Origin of the sequence: Tenacibaculum finnmarkense (assembly GCF_900239185.1) — a bacterium.
Classification (GTDB): domain Bacteria; phylum Bacteroidota; class Bacteroidia; order Flavobacteriales; family Flavobacteriaceae; genus Polaribacter; species Polaribacter finnmarkensis.
Map to the genome: position 1 here is coordinate 25,373 of NZ_OENA01000098.1, position 15,736 is coordinate 41,108.

Below are 15,736 nucleotides of genomic sequence, written 5' to 3' on the forward strand. Positions count from 1 at the left end.
AAAATATTTTTGGTATTTACCATAATTTTTTAGCTTGAAAAGTCTCAGTTACTGCCGCAGCAGTAATTTTTATAGTGTAGTTGCCATTTTTATAGATGTTCGAATTTAAGTTAAAGTACACAAATCCATCTTTAGATTTTTTTATAATATCATTTAATAATTTTTCATCTTTATAAATTGCTAATTTTACTTTTAATCCGTCAGGAATCATCTGATTCATAAAACTTTTTAAAGGTCCAATTTTTACAGTTCTGTTATTGTTTGAAAAATTAATGTCAAATTTTTCTATTATTTTTTTATAACTTATTTTTAATATTTTACTTTCCGAAATACCAGTTATATAAGCTTTTACTTTCCAAGTGTCTTCAAATTCGGGATGAATCATTTTAGCATAAGCAATACCATTTATAGTAGTTCCAGCTGTTTTTAGCATATTTCCTTTTTTATTAGTGATAAAAAAATCAACAAAACTACCATCGCTAATAACATTCTTATTTTTATCTTTTATAATAGAAGTGTAAAAAGTTGTTATTTGATTTCCGTCTGCATATTTATGATTTCGTTTAAAAAACAGTTTAAAATCAGTACCTATAGCAGGCATTATATTTAGACTGTATTCTTTAGAATTTAAACCTAAAGATGCTGATGATATAAGCATTCTTCCGCTTTTTAAAGGGGAGTATATTTTTTTAAATGCAATTAAATTATCCGTTAAAACGTTTACTTTTCTTTCTGATTTTAAAAATTGATGTTTCACTTTTACCGAAGTGCCTTTTTTTAAAGGATTATCTAAATCATCTGTAGGTATTACAACTAACATGGTGTAATCTATGCTGCCTGCTTCAATACTTGGCGGACCTAAATAAGTTTCTAAAGAAATAGGATTATGTTTTGGTATTATTTTAAATTGTCCTGAAATATTGTTTTTATCATTTACAATTTTCCAATTTAAAACACCAATTTTATTACTTACGTAAGGAGGTATTTTAAAAATTATAGTATCATTATTAATTTCAGAATTAATTAAAGTACTTCCGTAACTATTGCTGCAATAAATTTGATAGATTTTTGTGTTGTTGCTATTAAATTTTAAATGAATAGTATCTCCTGCGATAAATTCTTTTTGTTGCGTTAATAATTTTATGGTATTTTGAGCTGTAGAAACAAGTGTTACAAAGCAACAAAAAAGTAAAAAAAGGTTCTTTCTAAAATTCATTATTTAGGATTTCCGATGTAATTATTCATTTCAATTTTGATAAAAGAATACAGCGGATGCTTTATTTTTTGAAATTGAGTATTTCCATGATTTTCTATTCTGTTAGGTATTATTTTATCTGAAATATCTTTATTTGGTAGTCCGTTAACGTAACAATCGGTCATATCATCATTAATAATAATAACTTCATTGTTTTTTAAAATAGTGTATTCAAAATATTGTTTTCGTTGTTGTCTTATGCCATTTTCTAAAAATAAATGATCTACCCAAACTAATATTTTATCTTTATTATAATAAGTGATTAATAATTGAGGAATGGTAATTTCTTGTAAACCACTATTAAATAAAGTTCCTTGTATTTTTTTACTATCGATATTAATATCACTTAAAACTACATTTTTATACAAATCAGAATTAGACACATTTCCTGCTGCTTGTAAGTTGAATTTAGTAGGTTGTTCTTCAAATTCAACAGGTGTAAATTCATCAGGATTAAATGTTTTAGGAATAGCATCTTTTGTTTTAGACCAAGCAATTCCTTCAAAATTAATTCTAAACGAACTAACTTCTTTAGGCATTAATTTATGTTTTATATGATATTTAGCATTGTAAGTAGCTAGTTTTTTGTTTTCATCATTATATAATGTTCCTTTTAAAACAACATCGGCAGGTACATTATCTATATTTTGTACTTCTCCGATAAGTGCATAATGTGTTTTAAATTTAACTAATTTAGCAGATACAATTTCTAAAACAGGTTGTTTTAAAACATCTTCGTGATGTGTTTGTTCTGTGGTTATTTTTCGTCTTCCTTGATTAAAATAGCCTGTTATATTATTTGAATATAATTGATCTGGCGGTAAATCAGAATCCATGTTTTCAGGTAATATAAACCATTTACCTTTTCTATTAACCAATGTTTTAAAATCTGTTTTACTAATTTTTTCAAGAGGAGTAATCCAGTTTGTATGTACTTTTAAAATAGCTAAACTAGCTGTTTTTTTAGTCGTAATAGTTTTTAAAGCATCTAATTTAGCATAAGAACCTAATAAACCATCAGAAACAGAAATTTCTAACATAAATTGCGCAATAGAGATACCACTTTCAGGATCTATTAATTGATAACTTTTTTCATATTCTTTAAAATCAATGGCATCATAATAGGCTTTTATAGCATTTTCAGGAGTTCTTTGTGAATCATTTTTTATATAAAATAAATAAGAACTATAAAATAAAATTCCACATAATATAACTGCCCAAATATGTATTGTTGTTAAAAGACCTTTAGAAAAAAGACTGTATTTGTTTTTAAATTTACTATTTAAATATGGAGGTAATATTCTTACTTTAGTTTTTAAACTACGTATAAAAATAGCTTGAATATTTAAAATAAATGCAATAATAGCTGTTAAAAAAGGAATGATTCCCCACATTACTTTTTGCCAAGTAGCAACATCTTCTTTTGGTAAAATAGAAGAAAGTGGTGGTACATTTAGTTTTTCCCAAACCATAATTCCGTTTTCTAGTTGTGGTAAGCGTTGCCATCCACAGAAATAAAGAATAGGGTCGTAAAATTTATCATTAGAAAAAATATATTTTAAATTGTATTTTTCAGGAGTTGTTAAAAATTGTTGTAAAGATCCAATTCCTGCAACACCCTTAAATTTTGAGTTTTCTAAACGTTCTATTGGTCTTGTTGTTAGTTCGGGTAAACGCCTTGCTGAGTGGTAATTTCCATCAACAGTCATTGCTTTTGTTTGTGCTGATAACCACGCCATTTGATCACCAAAACCTAAGGTTAAATACCGCCATTGATCATGCTGATCTTGATTAAGAAAGTTAACAATAGGTAACATTTTAATTTTTTGTGGTTGCGAGGGTCTAAAATAGCCTAAACTCATGGTGAAAATAGTCATCAATAAAAATAAAGAAGCTAATAATCCTCCAATTAAACGATGATATACTGTGCCAAATTTACGTTGAATTAGTACTTTTAAATCGCCTTCTATAAAGCGATAAGCAAATTCACCAAATAGTGGTAAAGCCATAATCGATGCCCATAATGTAAATCTATCTAAAGTTAAAATATTAAAGGCATTGTGTCCTAAAATTATTTTAGGAATAGGCGTTGTTCCTCCTGTGCCCAAAATCAATAACATTGTAAAAGAAATTCCGAAGAATAAATATCTTTTTTGAAAAAATCTGTAAAAAAAATACGGTAAAAGGAATAATAAAACACCCCAAGGAATTATAAAAAAAACAAGCCCCGATGAGGTGATTTCTAAAAAATTATCTCTAGAACCATGCGGAATAGGAACTTGTGTAATCGGGTTTTTTTTAGAATTAATCCAATAAGGTAAGAGGCAGAAAATAATTATAATCAAAGAAAAAAAACCAAAACTAATATTTCGTTTAAATTGTTTACCGAAATTTTTTATAAATAGTTTAAAAGTAACTTCTTTATAGGAAGTTACTTGTTCACGAGAAATATCTAAAATAACCATTCCAATTAAAGGAAATATAAAAAAAATCATTCCAAAAATAGGTGTAACATGATGCGAGGTAACTGTAACGGAAATTAAAGAAAGTGCTGTAAATAAATAGCGATATTTACCTGTTTTTAGCCAAGAATATACCTCGGGTAAAGCGTGCATTAAAACAGCAATACCAATAATACTTGGTAACTGCCCGAAAATATGAAGTGTTTCTACAAAAGAAGATGAAAAAACAGCTAAAATAGCAGCATAACCAGCCGCTGTTTTATTAGAAGTTATCAATACTGAAAAACGATAAACTCCTGTAATAAATAATAGAATTGCAATAATAGCGACACTAAAAAGCCCGAATTTTAAACCAGCAATTAAAGATAAAGCCCCAATAGATTGATGTACTAAAGGCGGATAACTCATCACTGTAAAACCTGTGTACCATTTAAAATTCCAAGGTTCAAACCAATTATTTGCGTAATGATCGGCAAAAAACAAGTGAATTAAAGCATCATAAGTAGTTTCTAAAGTAAAAAAAATAGCACTTCCATGAAAGGCAATAGCGAATAGTATTGCAGATATTAAATATTTATTAGAAGTCTCTTTCATAAAACAAAGTGCTCTTTTTCAGTAATGTAAATATAAATCATTTTAAAGGATGCTTGAATTTTTTATTTAACAGCGCTAATCTTCCATTGGACTAAAGAAAAGCTCCTTTAAAGGCGGTGCTATTTTTTTTAGAAGAAACTACGTTATTTTTGAATTAAATGTTATTTGTTATGAAAATATTAGCGATAGATGATCAAAAATTAGTTTTAATACCATTAGAGATTCGTTTAAAAGAATTGGGTTATGAAGTTGTAACAGAAACAAATGCTTTAAAAGGAATTGCTTTATTCAGTTCTTTTCAGCCAGATTTAGTAATTGTAGATCTTAATATGCCAGGGGTTTCAGGCATGGAAATAGTAAAACATATTAGAATAACTAAAAATTCAGACACGCCTATTATGATTTTGTCAGGTAATACCGACGATAACATGATAACACAAGGTTTTGATTTAGGTATTAATGATTATATGAAAAAACCGCTAAGTTTAGTAGAAGTCTGCGCTAGGGTAAAAAGACTGATAGGCATTGCAAAGGCTGTCAATAAAAATATAAAATATAAAGGTGTCATTATACAACAAAGATGTGTTGGTGTTGTAATTCCGTGTTATAATGAAGAAAAAAGACTTTTAAGTAAAGATTTTACGGCTTTTATTGATAAAAATTCAGGCTATCATTTATGTTTTGTAAATGATGGAAGTACTGATAAAACATTAACTGTTTTAAACGATTTAAGAAAAGGAAGAGAAGATTTTATTACCATACATAATTGTGTAGAAAATGGTGGTAAGGCGGAAGCCGTAAGACAAGGAATGTTATATCTTTCAAAACAAGATGATTTAGATTATATCGGTTTTTTAGATGCTGATTTATCGACCAATTTAACTGATTTTGATGCTTTAGTTTCTGTTATTGAAAATTCGGATTATAAAATTGTAAGCGGTTCTAGAATTCGTAGAATGGGGGCAAATATTACAAAAGAATCTGCCCGTAAAATAATAAGTTTATCCATAAATTTTATCATCAGAAAAATTCTTTCTATGGATTTTAAAGATACCCAATGCGGTGCTAAAATTTTTAAGAAAGATGTGATTGAAATTTCTTTTGGTAAAAAATTTATAACAAAATGGATTTTTGATGTTGAAATTTTTAAAAGAATTACACGTCATTTTGGTTTAGAACAAGCAAAAAAAATACTGTGTGAGATGCCTTTAAAAAGATGGATTCATGCAGATGGTTCTAAATTATCGATAAAAGATTCTGTTAAAATCATAGGACAATTAGGGCAAATAGCCTGGTCTTATAAAAAATAATCATAACTTAATATTTAGCAAGTGTACTATGAAGAAAGGACTCATTATTATTTTTGAAAAAAAAGACGCAGCTATTTTAAATGCTTTTTGTTTAAGGTCATTTATAAATCAAAAACTAAAAATAGTATTAATTAATAATGGCAATCATCAGGTGGTATTTGAGTTTTTAAATATTTTGAAAGATACATCGAAATGTGATGTTTCAATTTTAACACTACGGCGAGAAAAAAAAGTAGTATCAGCTATAAAAGCAGGGGTACGCTTTTTATCAACTATAAAAAATATTGGTTTAATTATATATACAAACCCAAGAAATATGTTAAATGCTACTTGGATTGATCAAGAATTAGATTTATCTAAGATAGAATTACCACACAAAAAAAACGAAAGAATATTACTAAGAAGAGTGTATTCTATGAATGAAATAATTAATTATTAAAACAGGAGATGATGATTTTAGAACAAACTATTCATAAAATTTTTTTAATCGAAGGGAGAATACAGCGATATGATTGGGGAGGTAAAAAATTTATCTCAAATTTAATCAAAAGAAGAAAAAGCATCGCTAATTATGCCGAATATTGGTTAGGAGCGCATTTAAAAGCGCCATCAATTATTAAAACAAAGGCAGGTAATATTTCTTTAGATTTCTTTTTAAGACAAAAACCAATTGAGTTTTTAGGATTAAGAGTCGCTAAAACCTATGGTAAACTCCCGTATTTATTTAAAGTATTAGATGTTCATAAAATGCTGTCAATACAAGTGCATCCAACAAAAAAAGCAGCTGAAATAGGCTTTAAACGTGAAAATAAAAAAGGGATTTTATTAACAGCAAGAAATAGAAATTATAAAGATAAAAATCATAAGCCAGAGGTAATGGTTGCTTTAAGTGATTTTTGGCTGTTACATGGTTTTTTAGAAAGTGAAAAAATAATAAATAATCTTGAACAAACAAGTGAGTTGCGTTTTTTACTGTCAACTTTTCAAGAATCGAATTATTTTGAATTGTACAAAAAAGTGATGCAGTTTTCTCAGGAAGAAGTAAATGAAATTCTAAAGCCTTTAGCGAATAGAATTTTACCAGATTTTTTAAATAATAAAATAGCCAAATCATCGCCAGCATATTGGGTTGGGAAAGCTTTAGAGAATAAAAGTCTAGAAAATATTGATAAAGGAATTTTTTCTTTCTATTTTTTTAATATTGTAAATTTATCAAAAGGTGAAGCTATTTTTCAAGACGCAGGTGTTCCACACGCATATTTAGAAGGAAAAAACATTGAATTAATGGCTAATTCTGACAACGTTTTAAGAGGCGGTTTAACAACGAAACATATCGATGTTGAAGAACTTTTGAAAAACACCAAATTTGAAGAAACAATTCCAACTATTTTACACGGTGTTAAAAGTCCACTTAATGATGAATTAGTATATCAAACAAAAGCAAAAGACTTTAAATTAAGTAAAATTCAATCAACCGATGCTATAAAATATAATTCAACATCAAAATCGATAGAAATTTTAATTATTTTAGAGGGTAATGCTACTGTTATAAGGCATAAAAATCGCATTAATATTGAAAAAGGACAAGCCGTTTTAATAAAAGCAAATACTCGTTATAGAATTGTTTCTTCAAAAGGTGTTGAAATTTATAAAGCAAGTGTTCCTGATTAATTAAACTCGCACTGCATCAGGGACTAAACCTGTATAATCACCATTATTTCGAATAACATCACGTACAATTGATGACGAAATATAACTTTTTCCTGATGATGTTAATAAAAATACCGTTTCTATTTCTGACAGTTTTCTGTTGGTATGTGCAATAGCTTTTTCAAATTCAAAATCGGCAGGATTTCGCAAACCTCTTAAAATAAATTGTGCATTTTCTTCTTGACAAAATTTCACCGTTAATCCGCTATAAATAACGACCTTAATTTTAGGCTGATTTTTAAAAGTTTCTTCAATAAAACGTTTGCGTTCTTCTAATGAAAACATGTATTTTTTATCAGCATTTACGCCAATTGCAATAACAACTTCATCAAACAAAGTAACGCCACGCTCAATAATATCTAGGTGTCCTAGCGTAATAGGATCAAAAGATCCTGGGAAAATAGCCTTTTTCATGTTTTTAATTATTTAAGATCGTTTTTTAAAGCCATTTCAATAGCGTTGCCAAATAACTCGGTTAAATTAATACCCGCACAATTTGCTTGTTGTGGTAAAATACTTGCTTGGGTTAAACCAGGAACGGTGTTTATTTCTAAGAAATGAGGTTCATCATTTATAAAAATATATTCAGAACGGGTAAAACCTTTCATTTTTAAAATATCATAGACTCGTTTTGATATTTCTGAAACACGGTTTTCTTGCTTTTTTGAAATTCTGGCAGGGGTAATTTCTGTTGATTTACCTTCGTATTTTGCTTGATAATCAAAAAAATCGTTTTCTGATACAATTTCTGTAATCGGTAAAACGGTGGTTGCTCCTTTATATTGAAAAACACCTACGGAAACTTCTGTACCGTCTAAAAAACTTTCAATTAATATTTCGGTATCTTCTTTATAAGCTACTTTTAAGGCAGGAAGAAGGGCTTCTTTGCTGTGTACTTTTGAAATACCAAAGCTAGAACCTGCATTATTGGGCTTTACAAAACATGGCAGGCCAACTTTTTTAATGATTTTATCAACATCAATAAGATCACCTTGGTTTAAATACACCGAAATTGCCGTTGAAATTCCGTAGTTTTTTAAAACACTTAACGTATCTCGTTTGTTAAATGTTAATGCCATTTGATAAAAAGGAGCTGAGGTATGCTTGATTCCGATTAAATCAAAATAGGCTAAAATAGCTCCGTTTTCGCCAGGTGCGCCATGAATGGCATTAAAAACAACATCAAAAGTAATTTTTTTACCATGTACATCCGCAGAAAAATCATGCTTATTGATGCTATATTCTTGATCGTTATCATCAACTAAAACCCATTTATCTTTTAAAATATGAATTTTATATGCCGTATATTTTTCTTTGTCAAGATGCGTGTAAACTACTGTTCCGCTTTTTAAGGATATTGCTGCTTCCGAAGAATATCCTCCCATAATAATCGCTATATTTTTTTTCACGTTACTATTTTTAAATTATTTTTTTGTAAAAATTAAGGGTGTAAAACAGGCAAACTTACTAAAAAAACTCGTTAAAGACTTAATGAGTTAAAAATACTAATATTTTTACTGTAAATTTGCAACCGTATTAAAAATAATATTCAAAAAAACATATCGCTAAAAAAGATTCAAAAAACAGCTAAAAAATATGAGTAATTTTTCAGAAAAACTTAAAAATTTATTTCAATTTATAAAAAGTAAAACATTTTTTATACAAATAGGAATTGCCGTAGTTTCGTTATTTATAACTGTTTTTGTATTAAAATGGTGGTTAGGGTTTACAACGAATCACGATCAAAAAATACAAGTACCTAATTTACATAAAATGTCGTTAGCACAGGTTGAAAAAAAATTAGAAGAACTTAATTTAGACTTTATTATTATTGACAGTGCTACTTATAATCCGGAGTATCCAAAAAAATCAGTGATAGAACAAAACCCTGCGGTAAACGATTTTGTAAAAGAAAAACGTAAAATTTATTTAACATTAAATCCGTCTAAATATAGAGATATTGAAGTGCCAAATTTAAACGGTCGAACAAAAAGGCAGGCAACAACACATTTACGATCGCAAGGTTTTATTGTTGGTAACGAAATTACATGGGTAGAAGATATTGGTAAAGATGTTGTAAGAGGCTTAAAATACAACGGGAAAGAAATTACAGTAGGAACAAAATTGCCTAAAAAAACAACGATCAACCTAATTTTAGGGGATGGTAATGGTAACTAATTTATATAATTGATTAATGCAGGAAGACACGAATTTAGAAATAGAAAATAGCGAATTGCACGAACATCACAGGTTTGTGGCAACAGAAGGTCAAGAACCATTAAGAGTTGATAGGTTTTTAATGAATTTCATTGAAAACTCAACCAGAAGTAAAATTCAGCAAGCAGCGAAAGCAGGGAATGTGTTGGTAAATGAGGTGGCTGTAAAACCAAATCATAAAGTAAAACCAAAAGATGTTGTTCGTGTTGTTTTAGCATATCCGCCAGCGGAAAACTTATTAGTAGCCGAAGATTTACCGCTTGATATCGTTTATGAAGATGACGATGTAATTGTGGTAAATAAAGCCCCGGGAATGGTGGTGCATCCAGGGCATGGAAATTATTCAGGAACTTTAGTAAACGGGTTAATTCATCATGTTGAAAACTTACCTACCAACTCAAACGAGCGTCCTGGTTTAGTACATCGTATTGATAAAGATACTAGTGGTTTATTAGTGGTTGCAAAAAATGAATTTGCAATGACTCATTTATCAAAGCAATTTTTTGATAGAACTACCGAACGTTTATATTATGCCATAGTTTGGGGTGATGTAAAAGAAGATACTGGAACTATTGAAGGAAATATCGGGCGTAGTTTTAAAAATCGTTTACAAATGGATGTTTTTCCTGAAGGCGATCAAGGAAAGCATGCGGTAACACACTATAAGGTTTTAGAGCGTTTGACCTATGTTACATTAGTACAATGTAAATTAGAAACAGGAAGAACGCACCAAATTAGAGCACACTTTAAGCATATTGGTCATACCTTATTTAACGATGAGCGTTATGGTGGTGATGATATTTTAAAAGGAACAACTTTTACAAAGTACAAGCAATTTGTAAAAAACTGTTTTAAAACCTTACCAAGACAAGCTTTACATGCTAAAACATTAGGGTTTACACATCCTGTAAGTGGTGAGTTTATGCAATTTAATACAGAAATACCTGCTGATATTGAAGCCTGTTTAGTAAAATGGCGTACCTATTCTGAAAATTCTAAATTACCAGAATTAGACGAAGACGAAGAATAATTTTTTTCAGAAATATTGATATAAAAAAACCAGCTTTTCGGCTGGTTTTTTGCGTTTAATATTGTTTTAAATAGTAAAATAATTAGAAGCAATTTCCCGCTTTCCGCACTCGCTTTTTTTTGAAGAAAAATCAAAAAAAGAGCTCAAACAAAGCTTCAATCGGGGCTAGGCATTTGTGCTAGTTTTTTTATGAAGTCAATCTCATTTTTACTAAGCTCATAATTCTATCAAACTGATCTTCTAGTCCCATATTAGAATTATCAAATTCTATAGCATCATCGGTTAAAATTAAGGGCGAATCTTTTCGGGTAGAATCAATACGATCACGCTCTTGAACATTGTGTAAAATTTCTTGATAATTTACATTGTCGCCACGGTCTAATAATTCTTTATAACGACGTGTTGCTCGTTTATCGGCAGAGGCGGTCATAAATAATTTTAATTCGGCATCAGGAAAAACAACCGAACCAATATCTCTACCATCCATTACAATACCTTTGTTTTTACCCATTTCTTGCTGTTCGCTAACTAATTTTCTACGAACTTCTGAAATGGTTGCAATTTTACTAACAAGTCTTGAAACTTCAATACTTCTAATTTGAGTTTCAATATTAACGTTATTTAGGTACATTTCAGCAAAACCCGCTTTTTCATTAAAAATAAATTTAAGCGAAATCTTCTGTAAATTAGCAATTAAATCAGCAGAATTAAAATGCGTGTCTGAAATGTAATTATGTTGCATTGCGTATAGGGTAACTGCTCTGTACATAGCGCCTGTATCAACATAAATATAGCCTAATTTTGTTGCTAATTGTTTGGCAATCGTACTTTTTCCTGTCGATGAAAATCCATCAATGGCTATGGTAATTTTTTGTGTCATAAAATAATAAAAAATAGAGGTACGAATATACAATAGATTTTACGATTCTCTTTGGGGTTTCTAGTTAATAATTCTTTAAAAAAAAGCTTGTAACAAGTCTATTTTTATGGTTTTTATAGTTTTTTTGTTTATTTTTACATATATTCGATATAGATTTTGTATTTACTGTTTTTTTTCTGTAAAAAAGTTTACATTTGTTCTCCCCTTAAGTAATATTTCAAAAATGAAAATAATTAAAAGCATCCACATACTTTTAGGGATATTTCTCTTTTTTATGAGTACTTCTATAGTATCTCAAACATTGTTGAAGCCTGAAATAGAATTTACATCATTGTGTGACAATGATATTAAAAAAAGCACCGATTATACGGTTACGTTTAAGTACAAAACATCGGCATTCGCTGACGACAATACATTTACTGTTGAATTGTCTGACGCAAATGGTACTTGGAATAGCCCTGTAAACTTAGCAACAGTTGCTACTGAAAACGATACCTTTACTTTTTCGAGAACTTTTCAATTACCAAAAACTTTTGATAAAAATTATAAAATAAGATTAGTAGCAACTTCGCCTGTAATGACAAGCCCCGATTCTGAGTCTTTTTATAGATTATTTAATGACAGGGTTTTAAATAATTACGAAGATGTAGTGCTTTGTGATGGCGCTACCACTGAATTAATATTAGATACCGATCAACAAGGGGCATACACTTGGTATAGAGATGGCAGTATAATTACAACAACAACGGATCCTTTTTTAGAAGTTTCGGCTTCGGGTAAGTATCAGGTTAAAATAGATTATGGTGCTTGTGGTTTTGGAAAGTCAACCTTAATAAATGTGGTTACTTTTAGTGAAACAGATGCACAAATTAATAGCCCTGATGTTGTTGAAATCTGTGGAGATGAAGCACATACTTTTCAAGCGAATGTTACGGATACTTCTTATACCTATACTTGGTTTTTAGATAATCAAGAGGTGCAGTCTTCAAATAGTTCAACATATACAACGCCCACTGTAGGGCAGTTAGGGGTTTATTCTTTAGAAATTGATACAGGTGTTTGTGTAACCACCTCAAATAATGTAAGTCTAAATCAAAAAAATGCGCCTAGTTTTACCATTACAGAAAACACTCCTTTAGCATCGGTATTATTACCAGGAGAAGCTATAGATATATCGATTACAGTAAATAACGCCGCTAATTTTGAGGTTGAATGGTATAAAGATGATAAAAGATTATTTGGTGTAGATGGAACGTCTTTAAATGTGAATCAGCCAGGTACTTATATTGCAAATGTTGTAGAAACAGCTACAGGATTATGTTCTTCAGGCTTGTCATCACAGCCAATACGCTTGTTGAGTGTAAAAAGATTTGAACCTGTTATGATTACAGATGACAATTATGAAAGTTGTACCGCCACAGGTGTTGATTTAAAACTACAACAAGTAAATGTTATTGCTCAAGATGATAACGAGTATGTTTTAACATCGGAGCAATTAGAATTATTAAATTATCAATGGATTTTAGACGGTGTAAATATTGTTGATGCTACAGACAACAAATTAACACGTAGTTCATATACGCAAAACGGAATTTATACGTTAGGGATTAGCGCAGGACATTTAAATAATGTATCTTCTAGCGAATTAGATATTAAACTAATCGCTAAGCCAGCAGTAGTAACATCAGAACCGTCTTCAAACTCATTATGCCCCGGAGGTATTATTACCTACACAATAAAAGATGTAGTTGATGGTTATACGTATCAATGGTTTAAAAATGATGATCAAACAGCTTTAGCAACTGATGTAGCCGAGTTTGTAGTAGATGAAATAGGAACTTATACCTTAAAAATGACAGGTTTTGGTTGTGAAAAAATAATAGAAACACTAGAAGTTGTTTTGTTTGATGCAGCGGCTATTGTTGTAACACCATCAGAAAAGGTGGTGCTTAAAGAGGGTGAAAGCACTGCAATAACAGCATCAGGTGCAGAGTCGTACGTGTGGTATGAAGGTGAAAATATCGATGGGATGCTTTTATCAACAAGTGAAACCTTAGAGGTGACATCTTTAGGTTTTTATACTGTAGTAGCCACTGCAGGAGCCTGTGGAATAGAAAAAACAATTGAAGTGGTAGCTCAAGATGATCAGGTAATTGTACCAAATATTGTAACCCCTAATGCCGATGGTGTTAATGATACTTGGAGTATTTCAAATAAATATGCCTTTCAACCAACGATAAGCGTGCAATTATATAATGCCAACGGAAAAGAAATATTTAAAACAAATGATTATCAAAATGATTGGCCTTTTGAAAGCTTAGGGAATCAGCGAGTTTTTTATTATAAAATAATAAAAGAAAATATATTGATTAAAGCAGGAACAATATCTGTGTTAGATTAAATGTTTAAAGATGATTAAAAGAATTACATTATATATTATAACGCTATTTTTCACCGTTCTTTCGTTAGAGGCACAGGTATCTAGTAGTGGGCAGCAGTACAATAGTTTTACTTCACGTAATTTTATGAAGTTTAATCGTTTTTTAACAGTGCCAACTTTTTCATCATTGCGAGAAAGTAAAACAACAATAACAGCTATTGCCCGTAACAGTAATATTGATTTTGAAGACAACCCAAGGTTGCATGTAGTTTCTTATGCAGGGAAAATGCGTGAAAACATAGGTGCAGGCTTTGCTATTTATCAGCAAGAAGTTGCAGGCATGAAAGATTTTGGCGCTATCGCGAATTACGCTCAGCGATTGCAGTTAAGCCAAAGCCTAGATTTAACTTTTGGTTTTAATTTTTTATATAGTAGAAGCAGTTTAGATTGGGCTAGGGTATTGGTGAAAAAGAAAGAGGACTCTTTTTTAAGTAATTTTCAAGATATTCCTATTGTAATGCTACAGCCTGCGGTAACCTTGTCGTTTGGTAAGTTTGATGTAGGAGTGTTTTTTGAAAATTTAGTTGATTTTAATTTGAAAAATAACGAATTAGCAACTACTTTTGGCGAAAAAACAATATCAGCTCACGCAATGTATTCTCACGAGTTTACTTACGCTTCAGGTATTTTTGAAGGCACAGATTTGAGAACATTAATAATTGCTAGAAAAGAAGGTACAGAAGGCTTTAGTGGTGCAGCTACTGTAATATTAGATTTACCTAAAGCAGGTTGGATAAAAGCAGGTTACGATAAAACGTATGGTATGTCTGCTGGTTTAGGTGTTAATATTTCTGATAAACTAGCTATAGGGTTTAGTTATGAAAAAAATAAATTTTCGGCAACGAATGAAGTTGGTTTGGTTTATACTTTAGGGCAAAAAAGATATACTCGAGAAATATCGAAGAGAAGAACGGGTAAAGTAAATATTACCTTGCCAAAACGAAAACCTAAGAAAAAACCTGTATATAAAGACGAAGAACATCATGATTTATCTGATGAACTTCAGCAAGCACAAGACTCTATTAATAATTTAAATAAAAAAGTAGATGAGGTGCTTCGAATTTTAAAAAATCAACCAGCACTAATAAAAGAGGTAATAAAAGAACCAAAAACATTTATTCCTAAGGAGATTAAAGGCGATGAAAAAGACACTTCTTTAAAAAGAAGATCAAAAGCACCTTGGCGTGAAAGCACTATTACGAAATCTGACGGTGGCGGAGGCGGAACTATGTATTATGTAGTTTCAGATAGGTACAGAAATAAAGAAAATGTAGAGGTTCTAATAGAAAAATGGAACAGATTAGATATAGAAGCTAAATATATTTACGACCCTACCGATAAATGGTATTACGTATATATTGACAGATACGCAAAAGAGTCGGATGCTGAAGATAAGGTGTACGATTTTAACGATAAAACCCGTCTGTTTGAAAATAACGACAAAAACGACCAATCATCAATAAAGATGAAAAAAGGAGGTAAAGATCCTGTTTATGTGGTTAAATTAACTATTGGTGAAAAAGGTGATTCATATAAAGAGCCTAAAAAACAACCAACAGCAAGGGTAAGAACAATGTCAAACTCACAAGGAATTGAGCCAGGGTATTATTTACAAGTTTATGTAAATTCAAAAAAACCATTAGCAGACAGAAATGTAGACGAGCTAAGAAATGACGATATTGAAGCAGGATATTTTATAAATCCAACCACAGGTTATATGCACGTGTATATAGCAAAAACAGATAATAGAGAAGAAATTATCCGTTTATATAATAGTAATTTAGATGGCGCGTTTTATGATCGTAAAACGATAGTATATATAAAATAATAAAATTTTT

Annotated in this window: 12 protein-coding genes; 7 read left to right on the forward strand and 5 right to left on the reverse strand. The window is 30.1% G+C overall.

Annotated elements, in window-relative coordinates:
- Nucleotides 1-16 precede the first annotated feature (16 nt).
- Together AQ1689_RS12365 and AQ1689_RS12370 are read right to left on the reverse strand one after the other, a co-directional pair.
- Nucleotides 17-1,216: a hypothetical protein gene (locus AQ1689_RS12365; protein ID WP_101956281.1), complete on the reverse strand. Its 1,200-nt coding sequence runs from the start codon at nt 1,214-1,216 to the stop codon at nt 17-19.
- Nucleotides 1,216-4,311 (reverse strand): hypothetical protein, encoded by a 3,096-nt coding sequence (locus AQ1689_RS12370; protein ID WP_101956282.1) that lies wholly within the window; start codon nt 4,309-4,311, stop codon nt 1,216-1,218. Before AQ1689_RS12370 ends, AQ1689_RS12365 begins: the two co-directional genes overlap by 1 nt.
- A 170-nt stretch (nt 4,312-4,481) precedes the next feature.
- On the opposite strand from AQ1689_RS12370, the gene AQ1689_RS12375 reads away from it, so the two are divergent.
- The 3 genes from AQ1689_RS12375 to manA are packed head-to-tail and all read left to right on the forward strand — an operon-like array spanning nt 4,482 to nt 7,292.
- Nucleotides 4,482-5,621, forward strand: a complete 1,140-nt coding sequence (locus AQ1689_RS12375) for a response regulator (protein ID WP_101914270.1) — start codon at nt 4,482-4,484, stop codon at nt 5,619-5,621.
- 28 nt (nt 5,622-5,649) lie between these two features.
- Nucleotides 5,650-6,060, forward strand: coding sequence for a hypothetical protein (locus AQ1689_RS12380; RefSeq protein WP_101956283.1), 411 nt, complete (start codon nt 5,650-5,652; stop codon nt 6,058-6,060).
- 11 nt (nt 6,061-6,071) lie between these two features.
- Nucleotides 6,072-7,292: a mannose-6-phosphate isomerase, class I gene (gene manA / locus AQ1689_RS12385; protein ID WP_101956284.1), complete on the forward strand. Its 1,221-nt coding sequence runs from the start codon at nt 6,072-6,074 to the stop codon at nt 7,290-7,292.
- On the opposite strand, the gene coaD is transcribed toward manA, so the two are convergent.
- Both coaD and AQ1689_RS12395 read right to left on the reverse strand, forming a co-directional pair.
- Nucleotides 7,293-7,745 (reverse strand): pantetheine-phosphate adenylyltransferase, encoded by a 453-nt coding sequence (gene coaD / locus AQ1689_RS12390; protein ID WP_101956285.1) that lies wholly within the window; start codon nt 7,743-7,745, stop codon nt 7,293-7,295.
- 8 nt (nt 7,746-7,753) lie between these two features.
- The gene (locus tag AQ1689_RS12395) at nt 7,754-8,740 is read right to left on the reverse strand and encodes a D-alanine--D-alanine ligase (RefSeq protein WP_101956286.1); all 987 of its coding nucleotides are present in this window, start codon (nt 8,738-8,740) and stop codon (nt 7,754-7,756) included.
- A gap of 187 nt (nt 8,741-8,927) precedes the next feature.
- On the opposite strand from AQ1689_RS12395, the gene AQ1689_RS12400 reads away from it, so the two are divergent.
- Together AQ1689_RS12400 and AQ1689_RS12405 are read left to right on the forward strand one after the other, a co-directional pair.
- Entirely contained in the window at nt 8,928-9,509 is a 582-nt protein-coding gene (locus AQ1689_RS12400) for a PASTA domain-containing protein (RefSeq protein ID WP_101914228.1), read from the forward strand.
- Nucleotides 9,510-9,525: 16 nt separating this feature from the next.
- Nucleotides 9,526-10,578, forward strand: coding sequence for an RluA family pseudouridine synthase (locus tag AQ1689_RS12405; RefSeq protein ID WP_101914227.1), 1,053 nt, complete (start codon nt 9,526-9,528; stop codon nt 10,576-10,578).
- Between the two features lie 187 nt (nt 10,579-10,765).
- On the opposite strand, the gene cmk is transcribed toward AQ1689_RS12405, so the two are convergent.
- Nucleotides 10,766-11,458 carry a (d)CMP kinase gene (gene cmk, locus AQ1689_RS12410; protein WP_101956287.1) on the reverse strand — a complete coding sequence of 231 codons (693 nt, stop codon included), beginning with the start codon at nt 11,456-11,458 and terminating at the stop codon, nt 10,766-10,768.
- A gap of 223 nt (nt 11,459-11,681) precedes the next feature.
- Here cmk and AQ1689_RS12415 point away from each other — a divergent pair, with 223 nt between their 5' ends.
- Together AQ1689_RS12415 and AQ1689_RS12420 are read left to right on the forward strand one after the other, a co-directional pair.
- The gene (locus tag AQ1689_RS12415; protein WP_180947592.1) at nt 11,682-13,859 is read left to right on the forward strand and encodes a T9SS type B sorting domain-containing protein; all 2,178 of its coding nucleotides are present in this window, start codon (nt 11,682-11,684) and stop codon (nt 13,857-13,859) included.
- A gap of 10 nt (nt 13,860-13,869) precedes the next feature.
- Nucleotides 13,870-15,726: a PorP/SprF family type IX secretion system membrane protein gene (locus AQ1689_RS12420; protein ID WP_101956289.1), complete on the forward strand. Its 1,857-nt coding sequence runs from the start codon at nt 13,870-13,872 to the stop codon at nt 15,724-15,726.
- Nucleotides 15,727-15,736: the final 10 nt, after the last annotated feature.

Excerpts from the sequence above, each read along its gene's own strand:
- cmk (WP_101956287.1), bottom strand. The coding sequence starts at position 11,458 with ATGACACAAAAAATTACCATAGCCATTGATGGATTTTCATCGACAGGA.
- AQ1689_RS12415 (WP_180947592.1), top strand. The coding sequence starts at position 11,682 with ATGAAAATAATTAAAAGCATCCACATACTTTTAGGGATATTTCTCTTT.
- AQ1689_RS12400 (WP_101914228.1), top strand. The coding sequence starts at position 8,928 with ATGAGTAATTTTTCAGAAAAACTTAAAAATTTATTTCAATTTATAAAA.
- AQ1689_RS12375 (WP_101914270.1), top strand. The coding sequence starts at position 4,482 with ATGAAAATATTAGCGATAGATGATCAAAAATTAGTTTTAATACCATTA.
- AQ1689_RS12365 (WP_101956281.1), bottom strand. The coding sequence starts at position 1,216 with ATGAATTTTAGAAAGAACCTTTTTTTACTTTTTTGTTGCTTTGTAACA.
- AQ1689_RS12380 (WP_101956283.1), top strand. The coding sequence starts at position 5,650 with ATGAAGAAAGGACTCATTATTATTTTTGAAAAAAAAGACGCAGCTATT.
- AQ1689_RS12370 (WP_101956282.1), bottom strand. The coding sequence starts at position 4,311 with ATGAAAGAGACTTCTAATAAATATTTAATATCTGCAATACTATTCGCT.
- AQ1689_RS12420 (WP_101956289.1), top strand. The coding sequence starts at position 13,870 with ATGATTAAAAGAATTACATTATATATTATAACGCTATTTTTCACCGTT.
- AQ1689_RS12405 (WP_101914227.1), top strand. The coding sequence starts at position 9,526 with ATGCAGGAAGACACGAATTTAGAAATAGAAAATAGCGAATTGCACGAA.
- manA (WP_101956284.1), top strand. The coding sequence starts at position 6,072 with ATGATTTTAGAACAAACTATTCATAAAATTTTTTTAATCGAAGGGAGA.
- coaD (WP_101956285.1), bottom strand. The coding sequence starts at position 7,745 with ATGAAAAAGGCTATTTTCCCAGGATCTTTTGATCCTATTACGCTAGGA.